The 25,462-nt window shown below is 45.8% G+C and carries 27 protein-coding genes; 6 read left to right on the top strand and 21 right to left on the bottom strand.

Features of this window, described 5'->3' with window-relative positions; genetic code table 11:
* Positions 1–12: 12 nt before the first annotated feature.
* From ACLJPQ_RS08655 to ACLJPQ_RS08630, 6 genes are read right to left on the bottom strand one after another with little or no spacing between them, the layout of a single operon-like run.
* On the bottom strand, positions 13–423 hold the full coding sequence (locus ACLJPQ_RS08655; RefSeq protein ID WP_079897880.1) for a hydrogenase: 411 nt from the start codon (positions 421–423) through the stop codon (positions 13–15).
* Entirely contained in the window at positions 420–719 is a 300-nt protein-coding gene (gene hypC, locus ACLJPQ_RS08650) for a HypC/HybG/HupF family hydrogenase formation chaperone (RefSeq protein WP_000334910.1), read from the bottom strand. The genes ACLJPQ_RS08655 and hypC overlap by 4 nt, the downstream gene beginning before the upstream one ends.
* Positions 719–1,327: a HyaD/HybD family hydrogenase maturation endopeptidase gene (gene hybD / locus ACLJPQ_RS08645; RefSeq protein ID WP_000852663.1), complete on the bottom strand. Its 609-nt coding sequence runs from the start codon at positions 1,325–1,327 to the stop codon at positions 719–721. The genes hypC and hybD overlap by 1 nt, the downstream gene beginning before the upstream one ends.
* Positions 1,328–1,332: 5 nt before the next feature.
* Positions 1,333–2,076 carry a Ni/Fe-hydrogenase, b-type cytochrome subunit gene (gene cybH / locus ACLJPQ_RS08640; RefSeq protein ID WP_000924456.1) on the bottom strand — a complete coding sequence of 248 codons (744 nt, stop codon included), beginning with the start codon at positions 2,074–2,076 and terminating at the stop codon, positions 1,333–1,335.
* Complete coding sequence (locus ACLJPQ_RS08635; protein WP_000331200.1) at positions 2,027–3,829, bottom strand: nickel-dependent hydrogenase large subunit; 1,803 nt, start codon at positions 3,827–3,829, stop codon at positions 2,027–2,029. The genes cybH and ACLJPQ_RS08635 overlap by 50 nt, the downstream gene beginning before the upstream one ends.
* A gap of 2 nt (positions 3,830–3,831) precedes the next feature.
* Entirely contained in the window at positions 3,832–4,935 is a 1,104-nt protein-coding gene (locus ACLJPQ_RS08630) for a hydrogenase small subunit (protein WP_001194448.1), read from the bottom strand.
* 428 nt (positions 4,936–5,363) lie between these two features.
* Here ACLJPQ_RS08630 and ACLJPQ_RS08625 point away from each other — a divergent pair, with 428 nt between their 5' ends.
* Positions 5,364–6,455, top strand: a complete 1,092-nt coding sequence (locus ACLJPQ_RS08625; RefSeq protein WP_080184701.1) for a choloylglycine hydrolase family protein — start codon at positions 5,364–5,366, stop codon at positions 6,453–6,455.
* A 45-nt stretch (positions 6,456–6,500) separates the two neighbouring features.
* Positions 6,501–7,292, top strand: a complete 792-nt coding sequence (locus ACLJPQ_RS08620) for a FadR/GntR family transcriptional regulator (protein WP_000388417.1) — start codon at positions 6,501–6,503, stop codon at positions 7,290–7,292.
* A 58-nt stretch (positions 7,293–7,350) separates the two neighbouring features.
* On the opposite strand, the gene ACLJPQ_RS08615 is transcribed toward ACLJPQ_RS08620, so the two are convergent.
* From ACLJPQ_RS08615 to ACLJPQ_RS08595, 5 genes are all read right to left on the bottom strand, one after another.
* Positions 7,351–8,376, bottom strand: coding sequence for a zinc-binding alcohol dehydrogenase family protein (locus tag ACLJPQ_RS08615; protein ID WP_017441360.1), 1,026 nt, complete (start codon positions 8,374–8,376; stop codon positions 7,351–7,353).
* Complete coding sequence (locus ACLJPQ_RS08610) at positions 8,351–9,637, bottom strand: MFS transporter (protein WP_000824240.1); 1,287 nt, start codon at positions 9,635–9,637, stop codon at positions 8,351–8,353. The genes ACLJPQ_RS08615 and ACLJPQ_RS08610 overlap by 26 nt, the downstream gene beginning before the upstream one ends.
* Positions 9,638–9,813: 176 nt before the next feature.
* Positions 9,814–11,370, bottom strand: a complete 1,557-nt coding sequence (locus ACLJPQ_RS08605; RefSeq protein ID WP_080184702.1) for a PhoPQ-activated pathogenicity-related family protein — start codon at positions 11,368–11,370, stop codon at positions 9,814–9,816.
* 69 nt (positions 11,371–11,439) lie between these two features.
* A complete protein-coding gene (locus ACLJPQ_RS08600; RefSeq protein ID WP_001728241.1) occupies positions 11,440–12,681 on the bottom strand; it encodes an MFS transporter in 1,242 nt (413 codons plus the stop codon).
* On the bottom strand, positions 12,671–14,179 hold the full coding sequence (locus ACLJPQ_RS08595) for an FAD-dependent oxidoreductase (RefSeq protein WP_080184703.1): 1,509 nt from the start codon (positions 14,177–14,179) through the stop codon (positions 12,671–12,673). The genes ACLJPQ_RS08600 and ACLJPQ_RS08595 overlap by 11 nt, the downstream gene beginning before the upstream one ends.
* Before the next feature lie 44 nt (positions 14,180–14,223).
* Between ACLJPQ_RS08595 and ACLJPQ_RS08590 the strand changes: the two genes are divergently transcribed.
* Together ACLJPQ_RS08590 and ACLJPQ_RS08585 are read left to right on the top strand one after the other, a co-directional pair.
* Positions 14,224–14,712, top strand: coding sequence for a MarR family winged helix-turn-helix transcriptional regulator (locus ACLJPQ_RS08590; RefSeq protein WP_001293634.1), 489 nt, complete (start codon positions 14,224–14,226; stop codon positions 14,710–14,712).
* 192 nt (positions 14,713–14,904) lie between these two features.
* Positions 14,905–15,984, top strand: coding sequence for an S-adenosylmethionine:tRNA ribosyltransferase-isomerase (locus ACLJPQ_RS08585; RefSeq protein WP_080184704.1), 1,080 nt, complete (start codon positions 14,905–14,907; stop codon positions 15,982–15,984).
* Between the two features lie 51 nt (positions 15,985–16,035).
* On the opposite strand, the gene ACLJPQ_RS08580 is transcribed toward ACLJPQ_RS08585, so the two are convergent.
* From ACLJPQ_RS08580 to ACLJPQ_RS08560, 5 genes are all read right to left on the bottom strand, one after another.
* On the bottom strand, positions 16,036–16,425 hold the full coding sequence (locus tag ACLJPQ_RS08580) for a RidA family protein (RefSeq protein ID WP_000194089.1): 390 nt from the start codon (positions 16,423–16,425) through the stop codon (positions 16,036–16,038).
* Positions 16,426–16,595: 170 nt separating this feature from the next.
* Complete coding sequence (locus ACLJPQ_RS08575; RefSeq protein WP_000221343.1) at positions 16,596–16,880, bottom strand: type II toxin-antitoxin system RelE family toxin; 285 nt, start codon at positions 16,878–16,880, stop codon at positions 16,596–16,598.
* Positions 16,870–17,118, bottom strand: coding sequence for a type II toxin-antitoxin system Phd/YefM family antitoxin (locus tag ACLJPQ_RS08570; RefSeq protein ID WP_000885426.1), 249 nt, complete (start codon positions 17,116–17,118; stop codon positions 16,870–16,872). Before ACLJPQ_RS08570 ends, ACLJPQ_RS08575 begins: the two co-directional genes overlap by 11 nt.
* A gap of 412 nt (positions 17,119–17,530) precedes the next feature.
* Positions 17,531–17,884: a hypothetical protein gene (locus tag ACLJPQ_RS08565; protein WP_000418733.1), complete on the bottom strand. Its 354-nt coding sequence runs from the start codon at positions 17,882–17,884 to the stop codon at positions 17,531–17,533.
* Between the two features lie 2 nt (positions 17,885–17,886).
* Positions 17,887–18,276 (bottom strand): hypothetical protein, encoded by a 390-nt coding sequence (locus ACLJPQ_RS08560; RefSeq protein ID WP_001044696.1) that lies wholly within the window; start codon positions 18,274–18,276, stop codon positions 17,887–17,889.
* 887 nt (positions 18,277–19,163) lie between these two features.
* On the opposite strand from ACLJPQ_RS08560, the gene ACLJPQ_RS08555 reads away from it, so the two are divergent.
* On the top strand, positions 19,164–19,496 hold the full coding sequence (locus ACLJPQ_RS08555) for a DUF1493 family protein (RefSeq protein WP_000253156.1): 333 nt from the start codon (positions 19,164–19,166) through the stop codon (positions 19,494–19,496).
* 338 nt (positions 19,497–19,834) lie between these two features.
* Here ACLJPQ_RS08555 and ACLJPQ_RS08550 read toward each other — a convergent pair whose 3' ends face one another.
* The 4 genes from ACLJPQ_RS08550 to ACLJPQ_RS08535 all read right to left on the bottom strand — a co-directional run bounded on the left by ACLJPQ_RS08550 (position 19,835) and on the right by ACLJPQ_RS08535 (position 22,328).
* Positions 19,835–20,764, bottom strand: coding sequence for a hypothetical protein (locus ACLJPQ_RS08550; RefSeq protein WP_001518895.1), 930 nt, complete (start codon positions 20,762–20,764; stop codon positions 19,835–19,837).
* Positions 20,765–21,027: 263 nt separating this feature from the next.
* Positions 21,028–21,291: a hypothetical protein gene (locus ACLJPQ_RS08545; protein WP_129589477.1), complete on the bottom strand. Its 264-nt coding sequence runs from the start codon at positions 21,289–21,291 to the stop codon at positions 21,028–21,030.
* Between the two features lie 309 nt (positions 21,292–21,600).
* Positions 21,601–21,936 carry a hypothetical protein gene (locus tag ACLJPQ_RS08540; protein ID WP_001519747.1) on the bottom strand — a complete coding sequence of 112 codons (336 nt, stop codon included), beginning with the start codon at positions 21,934–21,936 and terminating at the stop codon, positions 21,601–21,603.
* Positions 21,933–22,328 (bottom strand): hypothetical protein, encoded by a 396-nt coding sequence (locus ACLJPQ_RS08535; RefSeq protein WP_227490246.1) that lies wholly within the window; start codon positions 22,326–22,328, stop codon positions 21,933–21,935. Before ACLJPQ_RS08535 ends, ACLJPQ_RS08540 begins: the two co-directional genes overlap by 4 nt.
* Before the next feature lie 576 nt (positions 22,329–22,904).
* Here ACLJPQ_RS08535 and tolA point away from each other — a divergent pair.
* Positions 22,905–23,756 carry a cell envelope integrity protein TolA gene (tolA, locus tag ACLJPQ_RS08530; RefSeq protein ID WP_000777465.1) on the top strand — a complete coding sequence of 284 codons (852 nt, stop codon included), beginning with the start codon at positions 22,905–22,907 and terminating at the stop codon, positions 23,754–23,756.
* Between the two features lie 1,292 nt (positions 23,757–25,048).
* Here tolA and ACLJPQ_RS08525 read toward each other — a convergent pair.
* Entirely contained in the window at positions 25,049–25,237 is a 189-nt protein-coding gene (locus ACLJPQ_RS08525) for a DUF29 family protein (RefSeq protein ID WP_001276021.1), read from the bottom strand.
* Positions 25,238–25,462: the final 225 nt, after the last annotated feature.

Below are 25,462 nucleotides of genomic sequence, written 5' to 3'. Positions count from 1 at the left end.
TTACCTTTCATTCTATTGCGTGATAACGGGAATATCCTGACGATAGCCCGGTGTGGTCAGCAATGCGGCCACCCGCTGAGAGTATTCTTGCCAGCTATATAATCCCGCCAGACTGCCGACAAAACGGTGCTGGCGAAAGAAAAGCAGCGCCGGATATTTCAGAATGCGATACTCCCGGGCGATCAGTTCACTCTGTTCGCTATCCGCAAATGCCGCGGTATAAGACGTCGCCGGAAATTGCTTGAGGAGCTCCGGGATGATGACCCAACTGTCGGCGACTTCCGGATGTTTGTTGGGGTCGCTTTGCAGCAAAACCAGCACAGTCGGATGCGCATTAATCAACGACGGGAGCGTTTGTGCATCGGTAACCAGAAAGCCTTTATCCGCCAGTGGACAAACAGAATTTTGGGGTGAGATAGTCATTTTTTTAAATGCTCCGGTAATTCAGGCGTGCGAGACAATAAATCGGCAAAACCGGTCAGCGGATCGCTTTGCGTGAGCATGGCCTGTTCCAGCGAGTCCAGCGCCGCCAGTACCTCAACGGCTTCCGTTTCGTCCATTTCTCGTCGTGCTGCGCCGCCAAATGTCAGCAGCCATGCGCCTGCTAAGGGGGGAGCCACAAGCCGAATATCAACGTCGATAAGCTCGCCGTGTCGGTCGCGGCATTTGGCGAACCACTGACCGGGTGAAATAACCTGCACAGGAACGCCGATACACATTATGATTTCTCTCTCTGTAGCACCCGAATATCGCCGACCCGGCAAGCGCTTTGCGCATCTGGCCGTTCATCTTCGTAGCGTTCCATACACAGGCTGTAATGATTGAGTCTTTCAGTGGGCAAGGCCGCTGAAGAGGCGGTGATACCCCATTGCGCCAGCACTTCCTGCGCGAGACAGACCGCAGGCATCAGTTGCGCCTTTACCTGCGGCGTAAGACTCCCGCCATAGTCATCCAGACATTCCGGCTGCACGCCAATCAGCACAATCTCCGATAACTGGCCGCCGGTTAATTGCAGCAATGCCAGCACTTCAGAAAAACTGGTCTGATGTAAACTGAGTTTTTTCGCCGTCAGATAGGCGGGAACCTGTTCATCACGAAACATCGCCAGCGAACCTGGCGCCATACCAAAATCGATAGCATCCATGATTAACAGTTTTTCGGTTTGTTGCAGCCAGGGCAGCAGCGCCAGCCCCTGCGTACCGCCATCAACAACGTCAACTTTCTCGTTATCGGCATACTGTTCAAACAGCTTTTCCGCCGCTCTGACGCCGAACCCTTCATCTGCCCAAAGCAGGTTGCCAAGCCCTAAGATTGTTACTTCTGCCATTGTTATCACCTGAACCAGCGCCAGCCGCTTATCATGACTGAAATCACGCTTTGTCGGCTCATAATGTCTTCGCGGATAGCGGTATAAACATGCGCAATGACGAAGGCGATAATGAACCACATGCCCAGCCGGTGCCAGAAATGCAGCGCGAGGCTATCATTGCCAGTCAGGCGAATCATCCAGCCAAACCATTGATACGCCCAACTGTCTGTTCCAAGCCCTTCGCCATAGAGCGCAAAGCCGCTACACACCATCAGTACGGACATCCAGAAATAGAACATTACCGCCAGTCCCGCTACCGGATTATGTCCATAGTAACGATGGGCCTCTTTTTCGAGGAAAAAATACCAGCGGATTTCGCTGATGACGCCTTTGCGCCAGGCGCGGCGCCAGAACGGAACCAGAAACATCTCCCTGGCGTACTCATTGCCGACACATGCCCAGTAAATACGAAACAGCAGCGCGACAGTAAAAATATACGCCGTGGTAAAATGGATCAGTCGTATCCAGCCCATCCAAAACATAAAGGTCGCTTCACCTTGAATCGATGGCAGGGGGCGGCCAATGAAATATCCTGTAACAGCCAGGACGACAATGGATAACGCCGTGATCCAGTGCCATAAACGGACCGGCGCTTCATAGATATAGTACCCCTGGCTGGTTATTTCTTTGAGATGCATTGAGACCTCCGAATCGTCGTCATCGTACCTGAACCCTGACCAGCTCCCCTCCATGATTATCAATAACATGGGTGGAGCAGGCCAGGCAGGGATCGAAGCTGTGCAGAGTACGTAAAATCTCCAATGGTTGATCGGGAACGGCGAGTTTAGTCCCCATTAACGCCGCTTCGTACGCGCCAATTTGACCTTTATCGTCACGTGGCCCGGCATTCCAGGTTGTCGGTACCACACATTGATAGCTGTCGATTTTCTGATTTTCAATTTTTATCCAGTGCCCCAGCGCGCCACGCGGCGCCTCGCTGAAACCAACGCCTTTTGCCGATGTAGGCCAGGTATCGGGTTCCCAGAGCGTGACGTTTGCCGTCGCCGTATCGCCGGACTTGAGGTTACGCATCAGACGATCGAAGAAATATTGCAGCGTATTGCCTGCCCATACGGATTCCAGCGCACGCGCGGCAGTACGTCCTAATGTAGAAAAGAGCGCTTCTTTAGGCAGCTTTAATACACTCAGCAGTTGATCCACGGGCTCTTTAAATTCCGGTTTATTTTGATGATATCCAATCAGATAACGCGCCAGCGGACCTACCTCCATCGCATGTCCCTTCCAGCGCGGCGATTTAATCCATGAATATTTAGCGGACTCATCCACCTGTTCGATAAAGGTTTTTGTGCCTTTATAGTGTTCGCCCATGACCAGTTGCGGTTCGGTCAGACCATCCCACGGATGCAGGCCCTTATCGTTATTGCCGTTACCATAGGTATACCAGGAGTGAGTGACAAACTCCTGAATCTCATCGGGGGCGGTTAAATCGACAGGATGAATTTCGTCGAAACGACCGTTAATGATAGCCCCACGCGGAAGCAGAAGATTACTGGCGGAATAATCGTTAGGGTTATCCGGAAACTCGCCATAAGCCAGCAGGTTCATGCTCGATAACCCGCCGCCGATTTTTGCCCAGTCTTTGTAATAACTGGCAATCAGCAAGACGTCCGGAAGATAAACCTGTTCGCAGAACTGGCGAGCTTTTTGGATGATGGAACTGACAAGGTTCAGGCGTTCCATATTCACTGCGCCGACCGCGCCCGTTTCGTCAAGGTTGATGGCGCAAGGAACGCCGCCCACCAGCCAGTTAGGATGCGGGTTTTTACCACCGAAAACGGTGTGAATTTTTACGATCTCTTTTTGAAAATCGAGCGCTTCAAGATAGTGGGCGACCGCCAGCAAATTGGCTTCCGGCGGAAGTTTCATCGCCGGGTGTCCCCAGTAGCCATTACGGAAAGGGCCAAGTTGACCGGACTCGATAAACCGCTTCAGTCGATTTTGCAAATCGCGGAAATATCCCGGCGAGGATAGCGGCCATGCGGAAAGGCTTTGCGCGATGGCGGAGGTCTGATGCGGGTCGGCTTTCAGGGCCGCAACCACATCAACCCAGTCCAGCGCGTGCAGATGATAAAAATGCACCAGGTGATCGTGAACGTGTAGCGTAGCCTGCATCATATTACGGATACAGTTTGCGTTGTCCGGAATCGCGATTCCCAGCGCATTTTCTACGGCACGGATTGAGGTCAGAGCGTGTGTACCGGTGCAGACGCCGCAAATGCGTTCAACGAATGCCCAGGCGTCTCGCGGATCGCGACCTTTCAGGATAACCTCCAGGCCGCGCCACATGGTGCCGGTCGACACGGCGTTAGTAATGACATTATTACTGTCGATATTCACTTCGCAGCGCATATGCCCTTCGATGCGAGTAACCGGATCGACCACAATTCGCCGTCCGCTATTGTCCAGCGTAAAACCCTGAGTCTGATAAGGATATGCCATAATTATTTTTTCTCTTCCGGAGCGTTTTCTGATGACGTGTTGTTTTTATTGCGGGCATGTTTTATGGCGCTCACCGTGGCGTGAGCGATGGCGGCAGCGCCCGCGACGCCAGCAACGCCCAGTCCGATTTTATCGGCGGTAGCCTCAATGCCGGTTTGCGGAATGCCCGTTGCCCGGCTGTAAAAAGAACCGTAATCCCAGAATCCATCTTCCGAACATCCGAGGCATCCATGACCCGACTGGATAGGAAAAGACACGCCATCATTCCAGCGAACGGTTGAACAGGCGTTATAGGTGGTCGGGCCTTTACAGCCCATCTTGTACAGGCAATACCCTTTTCTGGCGCCTTCGTCATCCCACGCTTCCACAAACTGACCGGCATCGAAATGCGCGCGTCGGTAGCATTTGTCATGAATTCGCTGGCCATAAAACATTTTTGGTCGTCCAAGACGATCAAGGGGAGGGATGCGATCAAATGCCAGCATATAGGTGATAACGGCGGACATCACTTCAGGTATAGGCGGGCAGCCAGGCACTTTAATAATGGGTTTATCGGTAATTAATTTGTGAACCGGCGTGGCTTTAGTTGGGTTGGGACGGGCTGCCTGCACGCAGCCCCATGATGCGCAGGACCCCCAGGCGATAATCGCTTTAGCATCCGCGCTGACGCGTTTTAACTTCTCCAGGAACGGCTCGCCAGCCAGTATGCAAAACATCCCATCTTCATTCAGCGGCGCGTTACCTTCCACAGCAACGATATAATTTCCTTTGTACTCACGCATCACATCCGCCAACGCCTGCTCGGCTTGTTGCCCTGCGGCGGCCATAATGGTGTCGTCATAATCCAGGGAAATGAGCGACAAAATGGCATCTTTTGCCAACGGGTGCGCAGAGCGAATGAAAGATTCGGTACAGCAGGTACATTCAAGACCATGCAGCCATATCACTGGCGTACGCGGTTTATTCTCCAGGGCATAAGCTATTTGAGGAATCATCGAACTGCTCAGGCCTAAAGACGTTGCGGTAAGGCTGCAAAACTTGAGGAAGCTACGCCTTGTCACGCCGTGTCTACGCATAACTTGATAAAATGTATCTTGTGTTTGCATAACGTTTATCCCAAACCACTATAGTTAGTGTGGGCATCATATGTTGCATTTCTTGTCTTTCTCAACGTCTTTTAGTAGCAATTATGTTTCTAATTCGTAACAACTGATTACATGTGTGCTACTCACATTACTCAAAAACATAAATTAATTTAATGTTATTGGTGATGTGGAGTAAATATAGCGTTGTGATGGCATCTCTTAATGTTGATAAGAAACCGTGTTTTTTATTTATAACATGATGGGATTTTTTAAAATGGTCACACGGATAACGCGTTTTCATGTTAGTTCGCTGTGTTTAACTCTCCTTTAAACCCGTCAGTTAAATTTATTAGCTTGTAAAATAAGATCACAATTAATTACGTGCTGCATAACCATTGATAGGTTTAATTTAATATATTCGTCCAATCCATTTTACAAACAAGGAGAGCATGATGAAAAAAAGTAAAGCAATGTTATTTATCGCTCCGGCGCTGTTTTCATACGCCCTGGCTGCACAGGCCTGCACAACCCTTGCTATTCAGGATAAACAAGGCGATATTTTTCATGGGCGTACGCTGGAATATATGCAGGATTTAGCCTCATGGTTAACGTATTACCCGGCGGGAACACAGTTTGATAAAAAAACGCCGGATGGCAGCCAGGGGATAAGCTATCAGGCGAAGTATCCGATACTGGCCATTACTTCCACCATTACTGATGGCGATAGCAGAGACATACTTGAAGGCATGAATAGCGCGGGATTGTCATTTAGTGAAAACATGATCATGAATGCGCAGTTGCCGCCATTGCCCGCGAGTGAATATAAACAGGCAATTCCTGTCACCTCGTTGGGAGAATGGGCGCTGGCCCGTTTTGCTACTGTCGGCGAGGTAAAACAGGCAATAAAAGAGGGCAAATTCTGGTCACCAGAACTGCATCGGTTTGGCGATCTGAAATCGCCATTTCATTATGCGTTTTACGACAAGAAAGGAGGAAGCATTGTCGTTGAAGTGGAAAATGGCAAATTCCATGTCTATGACAATCCCACTCGCGTGATGACAAATGGTCCCGCATTCCCCTGGCATCTGACAAATCTGAATAATTATACGCAATTAACCAATGTGGACCGCTCTTCAGGCACACTGGGCGGGATAAAAGTGATGCAGCCTGATAGCGGGATTGCTATTGCAGACTTGCCATCGTCCGATACGTCGGTTTCCCGTTTTATACGCGGCGTTTATTACACCACATATGCACCGCAAGCGACATCCGCCCACGATGCAATGAATACGCTTGCGCATATTATGAGCCGTTTCGATCGTCCGAAAAATATTACGGTTGATTATATGGGGAGTGAAGGGGAAGGCAACGCCACCCGCAAACCGGTCTCAGAATATACGGTCTGGACAACGCTGTCTGACTTAACGCACGGTGAGATGATGGTGCGCGGCTACAATGATATCAACTATAAAACCTGGTCTCTTTCTCAGTTTAAGAACGCGACTGCGCCCGTGTTCGAGAAAATCAACGTCAAAGGATAAATAGCTCGTCTCTGTTTAGTTTCCCCGGTAGTCTCGGCGAAGGTAATGGAGGCTACCGGCGGTTGCTTCTCTTTATCATGCACGGTAATTAATTATCACGATCACCAGCGCCAGGATGGTATGCTAAATCCATTCAAAATCCCCTGGATATGGATTGGAGGGCGCATGGTTATACCTGAGGTCAGGCAGGAGAGGCTCTATCAGAAGATAGCCAACCTCATCATTAAGCTGATCAATGATAATATTTTTCCACCGGGAACTTTTTTACCGCCAGAACGCGAACTGGCAAAACAGCTTGGCGTGAGCCGCGCCTCCTTGCGAGAAGCCCTTATTGTACTGGAGATCTCGGGATGGATCGTGATTCAGTCCGGTAATGGGGTTATCGTTTCAGATAAAAAACACCTTGCCAGCGACTATACCATCGAAGAAATTCTCTCTACTCGCGAGCTGGTCGATAGCCATTGTGCGCGCTTAGCCGCACAAAACGATAACGTTGACGTCATCAACCAAATAGAGGCGATTTATCATCGTATGGATCAAGCCATTAACGATAATAACGTCCACGGCTTTTACTCGCTGGATAAAGAGTTTCACCTTGCGATCTCTGAGGCCAGCCGTAACCGGGTGTTGTTCGATATGTCCCGTATGTTATGGGAACAACGGATTAATATCCCTTATGCCGGGCTTGATGAGCAGTCTGGAGACAGAAATGTTTTACTTAATCTCAACAAACAACATAAAGCGATAGTGGATGCAATGCGCCAGTCTGATGCTGACAGCGCCTATGAGGGATCTCTGGAACATTTACGCTATGTGAGAAAGATTGTCGGCGGCTAAGTTTGTCGGTAAATAACACCGCATGGCGGATATGCCATGCGGTAGAACTCGCCGTAAATCAATGGAAAACAGCATTAATCTTTAAGTAGCGCTCCGGATAGCGATCAAGTTCTTTAACTGCATCAGGGATCTCATCAAGATTGACGACCTTACTGACAACATCTTGCGGATTAATCTCCAGCGTTGACAGCATGCGTAATGCCTCATCAAATTCACCGGCACTGGTGCGGGAGCCGCGTAAATCCAGTTCTTTGTAGGTGATCAGGTTCGTCGGCAGCGACGTTTCCTGTTTTGGCCATCCGGTAAACGAAATACGACCAGCAAACGATGCTAAATCAAGCGTATTTCGAATAGCGCTATTTGCGCCGGAGGCTTCTATCACGACCTGCGCCATGGTGCCGTGGGTGATATTTTTAATAGCGTCGATAACCTGATCGTCAGCGGCGTTCAGTACATAAGGAACGCCAAGCTTTTGCGCATAGCGTAACCTTTCTTCCACAATATCGATCAGAATAGGCGTTGCCTTGTAATGTCGCGCGCTTAATGCCGCCATAAGACCAATGGCCCCCGCGCCGATGATGGCAACATATTCCCCGGCCTTAACGTTTGCCCGGTGCAGCGCGTGCAGAGCGATGGTCAGCGGTTCTGCCAGCGGCGCCATTTCAGAAGGCACATTATCTGGTATTTTATGAATTAAATGTGCGGGATGAGTAACCACCTCCTGCATTGCGCCATCGACATGCACGCCAATGACGTTTAAATTTTCACAACAATTAGTTCTGCCGACAGAGCAAGGGTAGCAGTGACCACAATAAATATAGGGGTCAACAATCACGCGGTCGCCTTTTTTAATATTGCCCGGCATTCCGGCGCCTTCCTGAAGAACAATTCCGGTCACTTCATGCCCAATAATTCTTGGGTAAGTAACCAGTGGGTTCGTTCCACGAAAAGCCCCGATATCCGATCCGCAAATGCCTGCAGCATCAACCTTAATTAATACTTCATTTTCTTTCTTATGGGGATAATCCACCCAGCGGGTTTCAACTTCACCAGGCTTATTAATGAACACAGCTTTGACTTTCATTGGCTTTGAATCCTTTACTTTTTACAAACACGAAGACCAACAGGCTTGAAACGATAGCGATAGCACCAGCCAGATAGAACGCATAGTCATATTTACCGCTAAATTGAACGATAAAACCGGTGACAAGCGGACCGATAATACCGGATATATTAGCCAGACCATGCATGGCTCCGCCGACGCTCCCTACCTTATCTTTATGAACAACATCCTGAATAACCGCCCAATAAATTGGGCCCGTTAAATAGAGCAGGAAGAGTGAAACTGACATGAGCGTAATTGCGCTACCAATAGTGCTAACAGTACCGGAAACGGCAACACATACCGCTGCGCCTGCCAGACATACGCCCAGAATAAGTCGACGTGAGAGCAGAGCATTACCGGTAATCCGATAAATTACATCAGAACAGACACCGCCGAGCACCATACCAATGGCGCCGATGACCCAGGGAATTACCGTAGCGATACTAATTTCTTTAATATCGAGATGTAACGAATGGTTCAGGTAACTTGGGAACCAGGTCAGGAAGAAAAAAAGAATATAGTTGTAGCTGAAAAAAGCCAGAGTTGTCGCCCATACCATTGGTTGTTTCATGTAATAGCCGAGTGAAGGCGTAGCCCGGCCATCATCAGATAAAATAACGTCCTCATGATTTTCAAAATCAATGCGTTCTTCCGGCGCCAGGCGTTTACTCATTGTTGGCTTATCGCTAACGATAAAGTACCACAGCAATACCCAGACCAGGCCAAATAAGAAAATAATGCCAAATGCGGGGCGCCAGCCTAAGGATAACGCCAACAGGCCCACTATCGGCCCGGACACCGCGCCGCCGAGCGGGGAACCAGCGCTAAAAATTCCGATCGCCGTGGCAGACTCCTTTCGGGAAATCCAGTTATTGATGATTTTATTTCCGGCAGCGCTGACCGGTCCTTCAGCCATACCGAAAAGAACGCGCACGATAAGCATTGTCCACAATCCGGTGACTAAACCAGTTAAGCCACAAAATACAGACCATAGTAACGCTGCGATGAGAAAAACCGTTTTTGGCCCAACTTTATCGCTGGCCCAGCCACCAATAAAATTAAACAGGGCGTATCCGATAAAAAATGCGCTGAAGATCATTCCCATCTCCGCGGCGTTAAATCCTAACTCCTTTTCGATCAAGGGGGCAGTTATCGACAATGCTGAACGATCCATATAGTTGAGCATGTAAACTATAAATAGAAGAAAAACGATAAGCCATCCCATTGTTTTTCTTTTCATGATTAATCCTCTTATTGTGGTCTAGCGGCCTGACCACAATATTTTAAGGTTATTTTCAAATCACCTCTCTTGTAGTTAGAACGTGATCAATATAACAAAAATTTATCGCAGAGGATTTTTATCCATCGCAAGCGTGATGGATAAAATTATTTAAAATCAGACAATTACTTGAAAATTCAATCGGGGCTATCGTTTTCCCCTAATCCACGCCCCGGTAACGTTTGACATGCGGCGTTAACGGAAGGTGGTGCTGTCTGTGGGTATTTTTCATCGGGCGTAATATAAACCTGACTCGTGGCGACATAGCCATCATTAAAAGTGGCTTCGATATAGGTAGCTTCCCAACCTGTCTTCGGTTCATTTAACGTAATACTGATCTTATTGTTGGCGGGAATATCTATTGTAAGCGGCTGATAGCGGATGCCACAGGCATAACGGAAATCACGCGCATTTGGATTGTTGGCTGTCCAGCGAACGACTTTTACCGGCGCTTCTGAGAAATAGACCGTAAAAAGATGGTGGTGAATAAGGCCGATCAACTGTGGTAATGTTTTTTTACTTTGAAACCTATTAATAAAAGGAACGAGGCTTTCTTCAGCGAACTGGTTAATTGAGTAGTGGTTCATATTAGGCACTATACGTAATGATTTTACGCCAGGAAGTTTGCTATAATAAAAGCGAGTATTGTCTGGTACGAAAAAATCATCGCCGCTTGCATTAATAATATATTTCGGTATTGCAAGGCGGGGTTGATAAATAGTGTTGAGATATCTTAGCGGATCTATTATTTGCCTTAGCTGGGTAAATGTGGGGGATTTTATTTTCTCATCTATGCCTTGCTGGTAGTAGGGGTAGAATGTAATGGGCCAATTTCCACCGTATGATTGATAAATATGCTCAAGTGAAGCATCAATATCAAGTAGATCAATGGCGAAGGGAACAATTGCTTCAACATCAGGATCGGCAATAGCTGACAACCAGGTGGTCCACCCACGCTTTGAAATACCTGTAATGATAAAGGAATTTATATTCCATTGCGTTAACTCCTTTTTTGCTAATCTCATCGCTTGCGATAGGGCAGTGACCATAGGAATATTTAAAGGCATTAACTCACGTTTCTCCGGCGCTTCCATAAATAATGCCCAGCTTCGGGAAACGCTCTCGTCCTCTTTCAGTGGTTTTTTATCATCCTGAAAGGTTAAATATTGGTTAGGTATATCACTCACTGATATTACGATGGTATTCGTATCACGGGCGATGCTTGCCAGTGTTTCCTGGGGGAAATCACCAGGTTTACCAGTGATTTGTACGCCTTTTTCATAATTAATTCCGTTGTTTACAACCACCAAAGCATGGTGCTCTTTTGCCGTTTCAGGGATATAAATATCAACGTTATGTCGCCATTGTGCAGGGGTTACCATGTCATCTGGCGACCAGTGTTGCGATAGTAATTCATAGTGTCTGACTACCACCTGTGCTAATGGAGCTGTATTAATCAAGGTATATTTTAGCGGTGTGCCTGAAATCTGCTCCCGGTAGTCGGGGAGAACATGAGACAAATCACACTCCGGGCTGTTTCGACAAAAGAAGATGTTGTTATGAAGTAGTGTATAAACTTTTGTAGAAATGAAAAAAAGTACGATAACAACGAGATATATTTTTTTCATGCTTTCCCCGCGCGTTACAAGGGCAAATGCCAGCCAGCATAATTTCCATAAATACCTCCTAAACATTCAATATAAGTACAATACTTTTGATAAATAACGGAAGAAGGGAACAATAATATTTGTGACGTTGTCACATTATTCTGTTTCTGGTTTCACTATTAGCACTGAACTTTTTGAAAGGTAAATCATTGCCGTCACCAGACCAATAATGGCGACAGAGATAGCTATACCGATCCAGACGCCGTACAGGGCATACCCCAGGACCAATCCGCCCAATACGGGGGATATAAAATCAGCGATTGCGATTAATGCCTGTGCCGTTCCGATGACGATACCTTGTCGGGCAGGCGATACATGGACGGACAAGGCGGCAAGATAAGTGGGTTTGGCTAGCGCATCAGCGATGCTAATACAAACAATAGCAAAAATAAGCACTGGTATGGTCGTGGCGATACCCGCAGTGAGAAATCCAGTACAAAGAAGGGCGAAGATGAGGATAATTAGCTTTCGCTCCGAAAAATATTGGCTCACCCAACCTAACAGAAATAGCTGAACGAAAATATTAATAACCCCGTCCGCCATTAACAGGTAGCTTAACGCTTTTGGCCCAAAGGGAAGCCCATTCCAGATGAAGGTGTCAGAAAGAAAAACAGGTAATTGTGAAGAGTACATGCCATAGGCGAAGAAATGACAAAGCATTACGATGATTAAGACGCGAAGGACAGGCATCTTTAAAATAGCGCGGGCAGAGAACGCCGCTATTTTATCTGTGGTACGTGATGTTGTGGAAGGGTCTTTTAACCCCCAAATCGCGACCAGGGCAGACCCAAGGACAAGTATAAAGGCGGCGTAGATCGGCGCGCTCAGACTGATACGCGATAACCACCCGGAAACGCCTGCCCCGACAATACCGCCTAAACCAATGCAGCCTGTGAGGATACCGATTGCCTGACGCCGATTTCTGACGTGCGTACAATCGGCAATATAGGCTGCGGCGGCTGACAAATTCCCGGCGCTAATGCCAAAAAGCGTGCGGGCGAGCAGGATAAACAGGATACATTGCGCGTTGGCGAGTAATAGTAAACTTATCGCCGCAATAGCCAGCGTGACAATCAATATTCGCTTGCGGCCAACGCGATCGGAAAGGTGGCCAATCAGGGGCGCCGCACAAAATTGGCTAAAAGCTTCAGTGGCGATGATGATTCCAATGATAAGCGGCGAACCGCCCATCTCGCGGATATAAAAAGGCAGTACCGACATTACAGCCGCTGTACTGGCGGCGTAAAGGCCGACAAGCAGGAAAACAGGCAAAATACGCCGCTTGTTGAGCGGGGTGATAGTTTCGCTGTCGGTGTTCTCATAGACATTAGTATTCATCTTTAATCCCTATGGCAAAACGAGAGAGATAATTTTCAATATCGTTGCTCTGTTTGCCGTGAAAGAATGCGCCGACATAGCCATCGGGTCGAATCACCACGCATTGACCCGGCGCCAGTTGATAGGACTCCCGGAAGTGCCCCAGGGTATCGATGAGCTCGTCCTGCTCGCCAATGTGATGAATACGCAGACCTCGCCGCGCATCGATGACCTTACCGTGGGTTTCGTAGGCCAACAGATTCCAGTCCGGACCTTGTAGTAACTGAAATAATCGTAATGATTGGCCGCCGGCGCCCAAAAGAGGAGCATCCGGAGCTCTTTCTCCCGCTTGTAACCCATGCTGACGTTCGGGCAACGTGTGGGCTAAGGGGGAGTCGGTATACTGGATGTCAAGTTGTTGAACGTCGCGTTCTCGTTTGATGCCACCCTGTTTTTGAGAGTCAAGTAATCGGGTAGAAAGGTGGAGCAGTGATTCGGCTACCGGGCGGCGTTCCTGTTCATAGCTATCGAGAAGTTCTTCTCCTGCGCCCCGCAGCGAGGCTGCCATTTTCCATCCCAGGTTATAGGCATCCTGGATGCTGGTATTTAACCCTTGCCCACCCGTCGGCGGATGCACATGAGCGGCATCACCGGCTAAAAATACCTTACCCACACGGTAATGTTCCGCTATGCGCGCATTCATCTGGTACTTCGATACCCAGGGAATCGAATGGATGCGAACATCCGTCCGCCCGATTCGTTCAGTAAGAAAAGCCGTGAGCGCGTCGGCTGAGAAATTCTGCGAGTCGTCCGGGGCCAACAACGCCTGGATTTGAAAGAGCTGCGTGCCGGCGAGAGGGCAAATCGTTATCATCCGCGCCATATCGCCATCGTTAAAATGGTGCCATACATCCCGGTTCAGACCGGAAAGCGAAGCGTCAGCCACAAGCGCATGGATTCCCAACGTACGGCCGGGGAAGCTGACGCCTAATTTCTTTCTGACAAAGCTTCCGCCGCCATCCGCGCCTATCAAATAATGAGCGATGATGACCTCTTCTCCAGCCGGCCCGGCAACATACGCGGTGACCGTGCGTGGGGTTTGCGCAAAATGCCGTAACTCGCAGCCGAACTCCACCCGATGTCCCCATGCTTTTAATTGCTCCCGCATAATCGTTTCTGTCACGTTCTGTGGAACCATCAATGGCAGATGGTAGGGTTCGGCGTGGGTCGGTTTTGTATTATGCGCAATATCTGAATCTACATAGCTTCCGTCGTGACGGTAGGTTCGTAATCGGGGATAGAGCCCGCCGGCGGCGACCACTTTATTGAGTATTCCAAGATCCTCGAAGATTTCTTGCGTTCGCGGCTGAATACCTTTACCGCGGGAGCCGATAAAAGGCGTCGTTCTTTTCTCAATCAGGCGAAATGAGACCCCGTGACGCGCCAGTTCGATGGCTAAAGTAAGCCCGGTAACGCCAGCGCCGCAGATCAGTACATCTGTAGTGGTGTATCTTGTCATCGTCTCTCCGATATGTGTATTATGCACATAAGAGGAGACATGCTATGTCAGAAAATAAAAATGTGCAAGATACACATATTTCCGAGCAAATGAAGGCGCTTCACGGTGCGTTGATTCGCGTGGTGAGCGCGCTTAACCGGCCTCGTAATGATGAGAAATTAATTGCAGAGGCGGGGATTCAACTCGATCGCGCGCTATTTTCGATCCTTATTAGTATCGAACGTTTAGGGCCGATTGGCGTTGTTGAGTTAGCCGAACGTGCCGGTCGTGATTATACGACGGTAAGCCGACAGGTCGCCAAACTGGAGAAGCTGGGATTGATAATACGGCAACATAATGCCATCGATCGTCGTATACGCGAGGCCGTTATTTCCCGGACAGGAAAGGCGATGACGGAGCGTATAGACGCTGCGCGAGAGCAAATGGGCAAAGTTGTTTTTAAAGACTGGCCTCAGGATGAACTTGATGTCTTTGTTCGGTTAATGCAAAAGTTTGCCGATGCAATGGATAGCGATGCTTCAATGCCGGAATAAGCAAAAGAAAAGGGCGGTCAAATCCGATCGTCCAGCTTAATATCGGTATCTGACATTGATTAAATAGCCAGCAAAGTAAATATAATAACAACATTTATCGAGTTAATTTTCACCCTTTGAAAGGCCAACGTATACTGCAGAATACGGCTATATAACAATCGCCGTATCAATGGTTTTTCAAAGGGTAAATATATGCTTACCGAAAAATATGATTTTCGCATTACCGATCAGATGACTATCCCACTCAGACCTCATTGGATAGCCAATGATTCATACAGGGAAAAGTGTAAAATGCTTGTCCTCAACCGGAGTAAAGGGGAAATTCATAAGGTAGACTTTAGTAAATTAACAGATTATATCAAAGAAGGTGATGTAATCTGTTTTAACGACAGTACTATAATAAACCATATGTTTATCTGTAAAACAAGACAGAATAGGTTAATTAAAATTGTTTTAGAGGGATTTTTACCAAATAATAGAGTAATTATTTCCGGACTTTTAAAAGAAAGGCTTAACGCGAATGATGTTTTCTATTTGGTTGATAACCCTGAAATTTCCATTAAGATAGAGCAAAGGTTTAGCGAGGAGAGCCAGTACCGGGCCGTCGTGGAAAATCATGAGGCCTTAATTTGCTATTTAGCCAGTCATGGTGAGCGTCTTGATGAGTATGTGGATTCCAGCCTATTTTATAAATATCCAGATGCTTACCGTTCCGTTTTTTCTAAAAAGTATGGTTCTTTGGAAATACCTTCTGCCGGCATTCATTTTACCTGGGATCTTATCCAAAAAATCAAAGATAAAGGTGGGTTAATATCCTTCATCACTTTACATGTTGCATCAACAGAAATGTTGTCCAACAGAAAAATACAAACAAAATGTGTAGAGGAAGTGACTATCAACGAAGAATACTACGAGGTTCCGCAAGCAACAGCGGATATCATTAATACTGCGAAGCAAAATGGCGGACGTATTTTTGCCGTAGGAACTACCGTTACACGATGCCTGGAGTCCGCGTATTCGAGGGAACACAATTGCCTCAAAGCAAGTTCTGGCTGGACTGCGCTTTATATACATCCAGGCTATCAACTGAAAGTGGTTGACTGCCTGCTAACGAACTTACATCAGCCAAAAACGACGCATATGGTGTTAACTGGTCAGTTTGCTGGGGTTGATCTACTCATGAAGGCCTATGCCTCAGAACATATCCAGTCATGTCAGTTCGATATGTTTGGTGATTGCATGTTAATCATACAGGATGAAGGGCAGGGATGAATAAAATAAAACCGGTACACATAATGCTACCGGTTTTACCGAGAATAAGCATCAGGGGATTCGGGCAATAACCTTTATTTCGAAATCAAAGCCGGCCAGCCAGGTAACGCCAACAGCGGTCCAGTTAGGATAAGGGGGATGGGCAAATATCTCCTGTTTCACCGCCATCACGTCGTTAAGTTGTTGCTCTGGATCGGTATGGAAGGTAGTGACATCCACTATGTCATCGAATGTGCATCCTGCTGCAGTCAGTGTTGCTTTCAGGTTTTCAAAAGCAAGCCTCACTTGTTTTTGAAAATCAGGCTCCGGCGTTCCGTCTGTGTGACTGCCTACCTGGCCTGAAACAAACAGTAAATCACCAGAACGGATGGCTGCGGAATACCCATGTTCCTCATACAGAGAATGGCGGTCGGCAGGAAAAACCGCGATACGTTGCGTCATAATGTTATCCTCAGATAGCGTAAACACTCCGGGCGGGAATAAAATGAATGTCACATACACAACGTAGGCCATAGTTTCATATACGTGGCATATGTCAAGGTGCCGTCACATAAAAGAACTGGGCCTGTTTGTCGTATCGCTTGACGGGAAAGAGAGCATTTCCTGAGTGATTAGCTTCTGTGTCGTGTCATTTTGTAGACGGCATCATTTTCACGCTTTCCAACACCAATGACAGTTACCGTGATAATTTCATCTTCGACGCTGTACACCAGTCTGTATCCTGCACCACGCAGCTTAATTTTGTACTGATCCTTTCTTCCATGTAATTGAGAAGCCGGAACCCGAGGGTTTTCAAGCCGTTCCCTTAGCTTTTTTTTAAACTGTTCCTGTATGGTATGACCCAGTTTTTTCCACTCTTTTAGTGCTGATTCGTTAAATGCCAGCTTATAAGTCATCAATGTTGACCTCAATGACGCGTTCATTCGCACGCTCATCGATAATACGACCGAGTTCTTCATCCTCAAGAATATCCATAAGATGAGCATAAAGTGCCGGAGGCACACAGTAGAAAGCCGGTTCATTACGGTTAAGAATGGCAACTGGAGCGCCCTCTCCGGCATTGAAAGTTCCCATTGGATCACGTTTCAGTTCTGTAATGCTTGCTGCAGTAGTCGTTAAAATTTGAAATGCCATAATTTACCTCCTGGTTGATGACTAAATATAGCACCTTTAATAGTACTAATAAAAGCATCCTTCACGAAGGGGATTCAGCTCCAGCCCGGTCAGTGATGCGGGCAGCTGACGGTTTTTTCAAGGCTAAGTTCAGATGTCCAGAACCTCGCTTAGAGCGTCCACATTATGTGAGTAAGATCACACTCGGAAGTGACGGACAGAGATACCCAGGCGCAGCGCGGCCATCTGGGTGCTCAGGACACTGGTCGACAAACCTGGACAAAAATGGCTACAAATAGGCATTAGCATTGGGCCTCTACAATTTAAATGCGCATAATGTACGGCTGTTGAAAAGGCCGCTGCGAAAATCGGATCCCGCAACGGCCTTTTTAGCATAACGTCATTGGGCGAACCAATTGCTATTTTCCAATACCTAATCACCCCTGGAATGATAATAATAAAGATATGCCAATCCAACTGGAGCGATAAATATTGAAAATATCCAACATAAGCACATTGTGATGACCTTAGCCATTAACATCACTATCGCATTGATGAAGAAGACATTTTCACCCATTATGAACGAAACAACCTGCTCATATACGAATCTTGCATATGGATAAAGTAACGCATTGATAACAAAGAATATTACATTACCCACCTTCATCCCAGAAGGATTCTGCATAGAGATGTAAATAAAGAATGTTGAAATTATCGCGCCAAAAATGAAATGGCGAATATAATAACTTGCTTTTAAACCCCCTAAAGTTTTTCGGAATAACTCCATATTTAATAAGCTCCCTTTTCCTTTGCGAGGATTAAAACACCTTCGGTATAAGAGTAACCATATCCGTAACCATATCCACCTCTGCCGGTTCCATTGTTGATAGACCCTGAGTCATATTTAAATCCCCAGTTTCCGGACGTTACTGGCGTTATGCTAATAACTTCAAATCCGTCTTGGTTGAGCTTATCTACTGTGCGTGTAATATCTTCATTCAATCTTTCACCATCAACCTGGCAATCTGACCATCCTTCCTGTACTACCTCTTTTTTGCGGATTTTTTCCTCAATATCAATAAATCCAAGAAATCGTTTTGTATTTCCGGTGGGAACTTTGACCGTTACCTCTTTGTAGATAGGTTGGAAGTAGCTTGGTACATACACGGTTTTGTTCATAATTTACCCTTTCCTTGTGTTTAAAAATCACCCAACCAAGAACATTCAGTGTTGGTAATACTGCACGTTTGTCTCATTCCTGAGGCTGTTAATTTTTTTACACCTCTCCAGACATCGCTTTTTTCATAAATCTTTTGTACTAGTGGTGTATGATCCTCGTGTATCAGGTGCAGATTTACCAATAGCAGCAGGATGATATAGTGAAGTGGCGAATATAATAACTTGTTTTTAAACACCCTAAGATTTTTCGGAAAAACTCCATGTTTAATAGTTATCTACTGCGCGTGTAATATCTTCATTCAATCTTTCGCCATCAACCTGGCAATCTGACCATTCATCCTCAATATCAATAAATCCAGGAAATCATTTCGTTGCCATCAAAACAGTTGAGCAGCAGGATATGAAGGCTCTTCGAAGCACTCGTCAGTTGATGGTGGAGCAGCGGACTGCACTGGCAAACTTCAGAGGGATAGGTAACACATATCCATATGTCCTGCATCTGCTACATATATAATCTGCATATACTGACCCTATGCGGAAACGTATTGGCTGCAGAAAATAGCCGGCATCGGCACGGTGTCGGAAACACATCCGGAAGGGGTAACTATGCGAACTCCGCTGTTCGCTCAACGATTTCCTGGAGCCGATCACAGGTGGAGTAGGGAAGAACAGCGTCATTAAGGCGGAGTTCTTTATGACCATCCGGGTAGTGCCAGACCTCGATATACTTCCCGATAGCCCTGCGGCTTAACTCATCATACCAAAGGCTGATTCAGTCTCACCAAAGCGGAGGTGCATCAGGTGACCGATAGCATCATCAATAAAAACAAGCAGGCAGCATTTCGGCGCTCGTCCTTCAAACGCATTGCCAGGGGAAGCGATAAAATATGGTAAGTGATACTCTTGAACAGCGGATTTATGAACTGGTAAGAAGCCATGATGGAATTTACCTTTTTAAGAAAAAAGAACTGACACCGTCAACAGATTTGGATTCAGATCTACGGTTGGAAGATGATGAAGCACTGGCATTGATGGATGATTTTTTTACGACATTCAATGTAGATAAAGGGAATTTCTCGATCACAACATACTATCCGCCAGAACCACCGCTAAAGCATTTGCTTAATCTGTTTCGCAAAAACGATATTCCTCAGGTGCCGGAGTTCACGATAGGTATGCTCATTGCGTCTGCCAGGGCTGGTCGCTGGTTGTATGACTGATTCACGCTTGGGGGCTGCTTTTCGCCTTTCGCCTTTCGCCTTTCGCTATTATAGTGCGCATAATGTATTGGATTGTGAAATGGCGTGGAACACGCTATTTCCCCTCAAGACTCATAACCAGATGGCTGCACCAATAAGCGACAAGCTGGAAGCTTGAGCGATAAAGAGCGGAGCGACTGGCGACAGAATTGCTTTGCAATTATGGTGACAGATGCGACAGCATCATGTGTCAATATGCGAAGCAAACAGACTTATCCCATAAGTTGTATTTTGAATCTTTATTATTAATCGTTTGTGACTCAATCAAGGCCACCATATTGCAGATGGCCTTTGTTCAATCACACTTCATAGCAATCAATAAATGGATTTCTTTCTGTCCATTGACATTGCAACCACTGGACATACTGGATGAAGACATGAACGTCACCATCAATAATGGAACAATGACGCATTATCTTCTTTGTTAATGGGAAGAATATTGTTGTTCCATAGGGTGTATCAGTGATAATGGTGTGAGTGTTTCCATTCATCACTACTGAGAATTGCATCTCTGAATCTTCCAGTATGACTAACGCATCATCGACAATGACCTTTCGGTTTTTATTGATGGAGTAATAATCTGATTTGGCTATCTTCATCGCCTGATTTCTCAACCCAGCTTCTTTTGCATTATCACTGGTTGGAATGAAACACATTGTATCTGGTGAATAATAACGACGATGGGAATAGTCTTTATCAAACTCATACTTCACTGGATTATCTTTCCAGTTGTTATATCCGGGAATTGCCGGAAGGTCTGAACAGAAGTTCTGAAAGCAATGCCAGTGTTCACACACAACCACACCTTTGTACCCTTTATGAACCTGCTTGCCGTTTCTGGTGTAGTAGCAACGAGCAATCATATTTTGCCAGAGCACATACTCTTTGGTTCGTTGCCCGTATGTCTCAGGAGTGTAGGGGACATATGTCCGATACTGTCCAATTCCGATATAGCCAACACCATGAATAACAGGACGCATTAACGCTTCTCGTCTTTCATCCTCATTGCCGAAGTCATATGAGCGGTCGGCAACTTTTCCAGATTTGATTGCTGAACAATAGGCTTTGGTTGTGTGTCCAGTCTCTTCAAACTGAATGACATAATAACCACGACGATTATGATTGAGAAGCTTGCCAAGAATGCGATAACGACCATAACGATTAGAAGTGAAGACGTTGCCTGAATAATAATGAGGATGATTGTAATCTGTGGTGTAATTGTATTTCATCGGATACTCCATAGAATGAATGAGAATCAACAGAAGGAAGGATGAAGTTGGAATGGGGTCCTACTTTCATCAACACCTTCAATTCAGGCACTCACTTCATGGAGCTAAAAAAAAATTCATAAATAATAACTTGTGGCAATAATGATCAAATAACAATCAGCCATTATTAAACGCTCTGTATGCCATTTTGAGAGCCTTTAATAATGGACAATGAATGACAGGGCTTAACGTCTCACGACGTGCTGTAGCCCTTTCTGTGGTGCTTATTTCTTAGGACGAATGCCCTCTAAACGGTCAGCCTCTGCATGACGGCCACAAGCTCGCAGAGACATAATCTGTAGCTTTAATGGGTCATTGAATACAGCTTTATCAATAGCTGAATTTGCAGCAGTATGACGAACACCTGTTACTACATCAGTGGAACGAGCAGAACGAGCTAATGCAGGAGGAACACGATTCCCATGACGGTCAATGTGATACGCACCATTAGCTTTGTTTGCTTCATGCTGCGCTCTGGATAATGCCATTGTCAGCCTCCTTATATTCTGCTTCGCAGATATGGGATAGTTGTTTTGTTTTCAGGTTGGCTTTACGACTCACGACAGCCTGAGTTTTGGTTTTATTAACCATCTTTCTGAGTTTGCTTTTCATCGTGCAACCAATACTCCATTACTTGTATATTGCATATATGGGATATCACTCTGTGGAGTTGGAGTTTCACGAGGAAGTTTATTTGTAGCCATTGGCTGAACACACTTGCCTGTAGGCAATGGAACCGCGCAAGAGGTAGTTTTCGCATTAAACGTTGGTTTTGTCTGAGACATTGTATTTTTTCCTTATGCGCACAAATTTGAATGAAAAACTTGTGCTGGAAGTGGTTGGGTGAAAGAGATGGATTTGTTTTCTTGTAAAGATAAAGAAAGCAGTTGCCTTGCTCGTTCCATCCGTTTAGTTCCAACTTTGGATTGTAGTTTGTTGCCCTTTGATTCACGAATCCAGACAGGATGAACGCCTGCTTTTATCCATAGATAACGTGGTGCTGTGATATGCCAGCCACAATGCTTGTCACCACTAAAGCTTTTGCTGATAACCAGACGGTCTTCATCTTTTAAAAGACGGGCAATGATTTCATCATTCAGCGCTTTTGCTGAAAAGTAGTGAGGTGAGTTCATTGCATACAACCTCTGGACATATCCTGGTATTGTTCCAGTTGCATTTCTTTCCACGATTTGATTCGATGGTTGCAACGAAACTTCCCATTCCCATCAACGATGGCGTAGTGAACTGAACGGTCTGACATTAAGCGTCTGCGTTGCATTTCATTAAGACGAAGGGAAATCTCTTTCGCATTCATCCAGAAAGAATAGTCATTAGTGATTACTTCAATTTGAAGCTTTCCATCTTTCTCCCGATGACATGGCATATATCCATTCTTACTCATAAATCCACCATCACTTGTCAGGTAGAATAATGAAACAAGAGTGCTATTGATTAGGTCATCAAGATATGAAGTCTGAGAAGTTGAACAGCTTGCATGAGAAGTAGGTGAAGAAATAGAATTCATTTATTTCAGTCCTTGTTTAAAAATAGTATTTTTGGTATTACCAAAGAAATGTGACATTATTAGTGGTTAGACCAGATAAGTAAGCCTCTCAATGTCACGGAGAGAGGTTCTGGAATGAGTTAAGGTGATAATGAGGGTAGGGAAGAGAAAGCCCTGAGAACGCTGTAGAGGCGTGCCAGATGGGGCATTAGTTGGATGTGAAAGGGATTGTATTCTGTATTATCCACCGCACCCGACTTTGACTAAATACTGCACGTACTATCTAACTGGTACAATGAGATCAATAAATGATCATTATTAGGTATTTGTGCGCATTTATATAATTGTTCACAATTTGAGCTAAATTAGCACTTCCGGCTACTGACAGGATTTTTAGCCATTTGTATAATGCCTTTAGCCCTCTGCAAGAGAGCCATGCGGCTTGAGCTGATAATTAAAGATTAAGAAATAAGAATAAAGAAAAAGAAATCACTTCCAACTAATCTTCCAGAACTGCTCTAAAGTTAAGTATTTGCACTATCCCATTCTCACTTCCATTTCTTTTATATATTCCATAATTAATTCTAAGGAAAACAAATGAAACTTTCTAAATGGAAGTTAATGGCTTTGATTATTCCTGCTGCATGGACTTCAATTTCTTACGCTTATGACTGGAATGATGATGTCACCCAAAGAGTTCAGACTCTGATAGAAAATGCCGCTAATAAGTATGTGCAGGGTGATTACGATAGCTACAATTCAGATACTGAAACGGCTATTAATTTGCTATTAACGGTAGAACCTCAACCCCAATCACCAGAACAGATAGATGCAAGAAAGATACTGGCAGCACAACTTGTTGATGAAACGGTAAAGAAAGAAATTATTTCTCTGGAGCAATCTCTCGAGGAAAATCAAGCTAAAGCTGACGCTGAATATCAGAAAATGCAAAGTATGAGCAAAGAAGAAAAAGAACAGGCCGCAGCGGAAGCAGCGAAAGAGAAGGCTTTAGCAGCAAAGGAAGCAGCAGAGAAGAAGGCTGCCGCCGCAGCAATGAAGGCAAATGCAGCGCGAGAAAAAGCAGAAGCCACCTCAGATGTAGATGAAATGCTTGGTGAGCTTGGCTCAGGTAAGAGTGCACCTAAAACACACACCAGTACCAGTTCTGGCGGCGCCTCTATGGAAGAAATATCCGCATATACCGCCCAGGTGTCAGGTATGATTCGCAGTAAACTTCCGGCATGGGATACCTATAAAGGTAAGCAGTGTTCTGTAGTTATTCATACAGGAACAGATGGAACGCTACTTGGGACTGATTCGTACAATGGCGATAATGATTTCTGTAATTACCTTAAGGAAGGTCTAAATTCAATAGACGGATTTCCAAAAGCGCCCAGCCAATCTGTATACAGTATTATTAAAGACGCACCTTTTAATTTCAGACCTTAATTCAAAAGTGAAAGTTGTTGAGTGTGTGTACAATGGAAGCTGGGAACACTCTCCGCTTTTTGGCAGTCATGAATCCACGATACACACACGCACTACTTTCGATACATTTCAAAATACAGGCGCATAACAATTCCTCATAACAAAGAAATGTCATGATAATTGCTTTGGAGCCATGAAAGAGTAGGGTAGCTAGTCCTGAATCTTCCATCCCATTTGCTTTAAGCGAAGCAAGCCAACAGCTTGTATCCAGTGCACCGGAAAGCCGTTAACACTCATCGTCCATCAGCTTGCTTAAGGCTGACAGATTCTGAATCAATGGGTACAGTTAAAACAACAGCTTCGTAGAAGCAATTACTAATGACATTTCACCATCCGTCTAAGTTGTCTTCTTAGTATTCCTACACTACTGGTATGGGAGCCAGCCTGCGACAGATGGTTTTGCTCTCCAGAGAATGCAGCTTGTTAGCTACAGACGTATTTCTACCTTACTAATATGGGAGTTAGCCTAGAATGGAGTGGCCGTTGTCATTACAACAACACGGACAGATTTAGCGTCTGGTCTAAGACAGCCAAAATTGTATAACAATTGTAAGTGTCTAGAATCTTCAAATTGTAAACAAGATTGGCGTGCTTACTGGAATCTCACCAGTGCTACGAAGTTTAACGTTGGGCAGTACAACGAATCTCTGCGCATCAGTTTTTGCGTGGTCATCATTTCCCCCAAATAATGAAACCACAACTGACACATCAGAAGAATTCCAAAATCAACTAATGCCGAAGTGGGCACATAGCCGAAGCAAAGAAGAAGCGTTCCAGTTTGCAATAACCAGAATCACATCCAGCTAATGTCGAGGCTTGCACAAGCTAAAAGACAAAACAGATTTTGATGATGTCGGTCAGGTGAATGAAGAAATCACAACGAGCACAAACTCTCGAACGCAGTGAGAGCTTAGCCATAGGAAGTCCTCAATCTGAATCAGAGGGCGCAAGACAATCCAACTGTTATGCGAACTAACTACTGCACCAATCTAGCTACAATTCTCGTTACCTGACGTTAGTGCGCATAATGTATATTATGTTAAATGCACCAGAACATTTAAAAGACATGTTAAGGCGGCTGGATTCGTGCATGCCAAAAAACTTCTGGCCCATAAGTTTGATCCCTTCCCTGCCGTGACGCTGCGCGAATTCTGTTGATTTGCACCCGCTATCCTGCACACGATTTCACGCAGCACACACCGCGCAGGCATAAAAAAACCGGCCATTGTGACCGATTCGTCAATGTCAGTGTGTCAGTCCGGGATGAAATCGTCGCGCAGCGCATCAGCGAGCGCCCACGGCATTTCAGACGGAAAACTCTTTTCACGCGCTGCAGATAACATGGCATCGCCGTAGGACTCAACAGCCATTTCCGACAGTTCCCGTTTTAATAACGGGCTTTTTTCCAGACGACGGGCAATTTTCCTGCGCTGCGCTGACATGGACTAAAAAATCAATGGGAACCTCATTTCATGAGGTTTGATTATTCACTGTCTGCCAATGTCTTGCATTCACACTCGCCACCTACACTGGCGGCGGTCAAACATAATCGGTTCGTATTTTAGCGTCACGCCTGGCATGACCTGCACATGCGTAACCGTATCGCCTGGCCTGTTTGTTTTTGTATACGACGCCGCCGAACATCCAAAAAAGTTGCGAAGAATTGG

The sequence above is a fragment of the Salmonella sp. SAL04213 genome, from assembly GCF_046550535.1.
Classification (GTDB): Bacteria; Pseudomonadota; Gammaproteobacteria; order Enterobacterales; family Enterobacteriaceae; genus Salmonella; species Salmonella enterica.
The sequence above is the reverse complement of the archived record's forward strand: the minus strand, read 5'-3'. Positions and strand labels throughout refer to the sequence as shown.

What these genes read in the sequence shown, in the direction of transcription:
- ACLJPQ_RS08635 (WP_000331200.1), bottom strand. Translation starts at nt 3,829, where the DNA reads ATGGCATATCCTTATCAGACTCAGGGTTTTACGCTGGACAATAGCGGA.
- ACLJPQ_RS08565 (WP_000418733.1), bottom strand. Translation starts at nt 17,884, where the DNA reads ATGGAGTTATTCCGAAAAACTTTAGGGGGTTTAAAAGCAAGTTATTAT.
- ACLJPQ_RS08620 (WP_000388417.1), top strand. Translation starts at nt 6,501, where the DNA reads ATGGAGGCTACCGGCGGTTGCTTCTCTTTATCATGCACGGTAATTAAT.
- ACLJPQ_RS08655 (WP_079897880.1), bottom strand. Translation starts at nt 423, where the DNA reads ATGACTATCTCACCCCAAAATTCTGTTTGTCCACTGGCGGATAAAGGC.
- ACLJPQ_RS08550 (WP_001518895.1), bottom strand. Translation starts at nt 20,764, where the DNA reads ATGAAATACAATTACACCACAGATTACAATCATCCTCATTATTATTCA.
- ACLJPQ_RS08590 (WP_001293634.1), top strand. Translation starts at nt 14,224, where the DNA reads ATGTCAGAAAATAAAAATGTGCAAGATACACATATTTCCGAGCAAATG.
- cybH (WP_000924456.1), bottom strand. Translation starts at nt 2,076, where the DNA reads ATGTTATTGATAATCATGGAGGGGAGCTGGTCAGGGTTCAGGTACGAT.
- ACLJPQ_RS08600 (WP_001728241.1), bottom strand. Translation starts at nt 12,681, where the DNA reads ATGAATACTAATGTCTATGAGAACACCGACAGCGAAACTATCACCCCG.
- ACLJPQ_RS08545 (WP_129589477.1), bottom strand. Translation starts at nt 21,291, where the DNA reads ATGGCATTATCCAGAGCGCAGCATGAAGCAAACAAAGCTAATGGTGCG.
- tolA (WP_000777465.1), top strand. Translation starts at nt 22,905, where the DNA reads ATGAAACTTTCTAAATGGAAGTTAATGGCTTTGATTATTCCTGCTGCA.
- ACLJPQ_RS08535 (WP_227490246.1), bottom strand. Translation starts at nt 22,328, where the DNA reads ATGAATTCTATTTCTTCACCTACTTCTCATGCAAGCTGTTCAACTTCT.
- hypC (WP_000334910.1), bottom strand. Translation starts at nt 719, where the DNA reads ATGTGTATCGGCGTTCCTGTGCAGGTTATTTCACCCGGTCAGTGGTTC.
- ACLJPQ_RS08630 (WP_001194448.1), bottom strand. Translation starts at nt 4,935, where the DNA reads ATGCAAACACAAGATACATTTTATCAAGTTATGCGTAGACACGGCGTG.
- ACLJPQ_RS08525 (WP_001276021.1), bottom strand. Translation starts at nt 25,237, where the DNA reads ATGTCAGCGCAGCGCAGGAAAATTGCCCGTCGTCTGGAAAAAAGCCCG.
- ACLJPQ_RS08540 (WP_001519747.1), bottom strand. Translation starts at nt 21,936, where the DNA reads ATGAACTCACCTCACTACTTTTCAGCAAAAGCGCTGAATGATGAAATC.
- ACLJPQ_RS08560 (WP_001044696.1), bottom strand. Translation starts at nt 18,276, where the DNA reads ATGAACAAAACCGTGTATGTACCAAGCTACTTCCAACCTATCTACAAA.
- ACLJPQ_RS08605 (WP_080184702.1), bottom strand. Translation starts at nt 11,370, where the DNA reads ATGTTTAGGAGGTATTTATGGAAATTATGCTGGCTGGCATTTGCCCTT.
- ACLJPQ_RS08575 (WP_000221343.1), bottom strand. Translation starts at nt 16,880, where the DNA reads ATGACTTATAAGCTGGCATTTAACGAATCAGCACTAAAAGAGTGGAAA.
- ACLJPQ_RS08580 (WP_000194089.1), bottom strand. Translation starts at nt 16,425, where the DNA reads ATGACGCAACGTATCGCGGTTTTTCCTGCCGACCGCCATTCTCTGTAT.
- ACLJPQ_RS08585 (WP_080184704.1), top strand. Translation starts at nt 14,905, where the DNA reads ATGCTTACCGAAAAATATGATTTTCGCATTACCGATCAGATGACTATC.
- ACLJPQ_RS08625 (WP_080184701.1), top strand. Translation starts at nt 5,364, where the DNA reads ATGATGAAAAAAAGTAAAGCAATGTTATTTATCGCTCCGGCGCTGTTT.
- ACLJPQ_RS08610 (WP_000824240.1), bottom strand. Translation starts at nt 9,637, where the DNA reads ATGAAAAGAAAAACAATGGGATGGCTTATCGTTTTTCTTCTATTTATA.
- ACLJPQ_RS08615 (WP_017441360.1), bottom strand. Translation starts at nt 8,376, where the DNA reads ATGAAAGTCAAAGCTGTGTTCATTAATAAGCCTGGTGAAGTTGAAACC.
- ACLJPQ_RS08555 (WP_000253156.1), top strand. Translation starts at nt 19,164, where the DNA reads ATGGTAAGTGATACTCTTGAACAGCGGATTTATGAACTGGTAAGAAGC.
- ACLJPQ_RS08595 (WP_080184703.1), bottom strand. Translation starts at nt 14,179, where the DNA reads ATGACAAGATACACCACTACAGATGTACTGATCTGCGGCGCTGGCGTT.
- ACLJPQ_RS08570 (WP_000885426.1), bottom strand. Translation starts at nt 17,118, where the DNA reads ATGGCATTTCAAATTTTAACGACTACTGCAGCAAGCATTACAGAACTG.
- hybD (WP_000852663.1), bottom strand. Translation starts at nt 1,327, where the DNA reads ATGGCAGAAGTAACAATCTTAGGGCTTGGCAACCTGCTTTGGGCAGAT.